The sequence below is a fragment of the Cyanobacteriota bacterium genome (assembly GCA_025054735.1).
GTDB lineage: Bacteria > Cyanobacteriota > Cyanobacteriia > SKYG9 > SKYG9 > SKYG9.
The window spans coordinates 1-2,397 of sequence record JANWZG010000506.1; the positions used below are offsets into that span (position 1 = coordinate 1).

The 2,397-nt window shown below is 49.9% G+C and carries 3 protein-coding genes; all 3 read left to right on the plus strand.

All coding sequences use genetic code 11. From position 1 onward, the window contains the following. A partial coding sequence (locus tag NZ772_17445; GenBank protein ID MCS6815342.1) for a hypothetical protein occupies positions 1 to 180 on the plus strand: 180 nt, incomplete at its 5' end. Between the two features lie 132 nt (positions 181 to 312). Further along, the gene (gene zwf / locus NZ772_17450; protein MCS6815343.1) at positions 313 to 1,845 is read left to right on the plus strand and encodes a glucose-6-phosphate dehydrogenase; all 1,533 of its coding nucleotides are present in this window, start codon (positions 313 to 315) and stop codon (positions 1,843 to 1,845) included. Positions 1,846 to 1,947: 102 nt separating this feature from the next. Continuing rightward, on the plus strand, positions 1,948 to 2,397 hold a 450-nt coding region (locus tag NZ772_17455; GenBank protein ID MCS6815344.1), incomplete at its 3' end, for a peptidoglycan-binding protein.

Below are 2,397 nucleotides of genomic sequence, written 5' to 3' on the forward strand. Positions count from 1 at the left end.
CCTCAGTTCTCCTACTACAGTCATTTGCTCCGCTGTGGTGGCACGTTTGCTTCCCAACTGACCCAGCGAGTGCTCCAGCAATTAATTGACACTAATCTGTTCACAGGAGCTGACCAACGGGCACTGACCATTTTGTGTAAAGAGTTAGCCTGGAAGAATACCGTCAATGCTATCCGCTAGTATGCCATCCTTATGACCCTCATAACGTAGAGTAATTACATTAAGACAAGTGAGAGAATTTAGGGCTAACGGACAAACAGTCGCTACCCTGTTGGTAAGCCATTGTCCTCGCTATCTCAACTTGTGATTCCCATGCAGACGTTACTCTTGGAAAACCCGTTGCGCGTTGGGCTACGTCAGGAGCGTATGCCAGAGCCTCTAATTCTAGTGATCTTTGGTGCCTCTGGCGATTTGACACAACGAAAATTGATCCCCGCTATCTACGCCTTAAAGCGAGAACGTCAAATTCCCGCTAATTTGACGATCGTTGGTGTTGCCCGCCGTCCGTGGAGCCACGACTACTTCCGAGAACAGATGCGCGAGGGTATCGAGCAATTTTCCACGGGCATTGGTGCCGAAGAAATGTGGCAAGACTTTGCCGATGGCCTTTACTACTGTGCTGGCGACATCGACAACCCAGCCGACTATCAAAAACTTAAGGCATTTTTAGCAGAGCTAGACGAGCAACGAGGCACTCGTGGCAATCGAGTGTTTTACCTCTCTGTTGGGCCTAAGTTTTTCCCAGAGGCCATCCGTCAGCTAGGTGCAGCCGGTATGCTCTCTGATCCTGCTCGGCATCGGCTTGTGATTGAGAAACCCTTTGGTCGAGATTTGGCCTCAGCTCAAGCCCTTAACCAAGTTGTCCAGCAGGTTTGTAGAGAAGAGCAAGTTTATCGCATCGACCACTATCTGGGCAAAGAAACCGTACAGAACCTACTGGTACTACGCTTTGCCAATGCTATTTTTGAGCCACTGTGGAATCGTCAGTTCGTTGATCACGTTCAAATCACCGTAGCTGAGACAGTAGGTGTAGAGGATCGTGCTGGCTATTACGAAACCTCAGGTGCCCTGCGTGATATGCTGCAAAACCATTTGATGCAGTTATTTTGCTTAACGGCTATGGAAGCACCCAACTCCCTAGATGCCGACTCTATTCGCAATGAGAAAGTCAAGGTTGTGCAGTCAACCCGCTTGGCAGACTTAAGCAACTTGGATCTGTGCGCCGTTCGAGGTCAATATGCATCTGGATGGATGAAGGGCAAGCCTGTCCCTGGCTATCGTGAGGAACCAGGGGTGAGTCCAACATCGACGACACCTACTTACGTAGCTGTGAAACTTGTGGTAGACAACTGGCGCTGGCAGGGTGTGCCCTTTTACTTGCGCACAGGTAAGCGATTGCCCAAGAAGGTGACTGAGATTGCTATTCAGTTTCGAGATGTACCATTTTTAATCTTCCAGTCCGCAGCAAAGCAAGCCAGTCCCAACGTGTTGACGATGCGCCTGCAACCCAATGAAGGCATCTCTCTGCGATTTGAGGCCAAAATGCCAGGGGCAGAACTGCGTACTCGCTCAGTGGATATGGACTTTAACTATGGCAGTACCTTCGGAGTCAATACCTCCGATGCCTATAGTCGGCTGCTACTAGATTGCATGATGGGTGACCAAACCCTGTTTACCCGTGCTGATGAAGTGGAAGCGGCATGGCGTGTTGTCACACCAGTGCTGAATCTCTGGGAGCAGCCAACTGACCCCAGCACCATTCCTCAATATGAGGCAGGCACCTGGGAACCTGCGGAGGCGGAACTATTGATTAATCGTGATGGTCGCCGCTGGCGCAGACTCTAGATATGTGTTTTGTTATGGTTATCGGTCATTTTGCAATTAGATCTCTTGCAACTAGACAACGGTTACGTAATCAACTCTCAACCCCTTTAGCCTTCAACTCCTATGACTACTACAAGTGCTCCGGTCGTATCACTGCAAGCCCCTAAAGATGTCTCGCTGAGTGAGATTGAAGGGGAATTGGCAAAAATTTGGCAAAGTTACAACGCTGGTAACGATGATGGTTCACTGCCTGCGGCAACTAGAGCCGCTACCTTTAGCTTGATTATCTACGAGCCTGAAGAAACCCAGCAACTGTTGGCAGCTCTAGGCTTTTATCGAGGGCCGGTGGATGGCATTACTGGCCCAAGCACTAAGGCAGCACTCAAGAATGCCCAAGCTACCTATGGACTCAAGGTTTCAGGCAAAGCTGACAAGGCAACGCTAGAACGGTTACGGCAAGAATTTCTGCAACAGCAAACCAGTGCAACGGGGCAACCGTCTGTGCAGCCGTTGAATACTGCGGTGAGTGTTGGTGTAGCTGATGCGATCGCCAACCAAAATCCCTGTCGTATT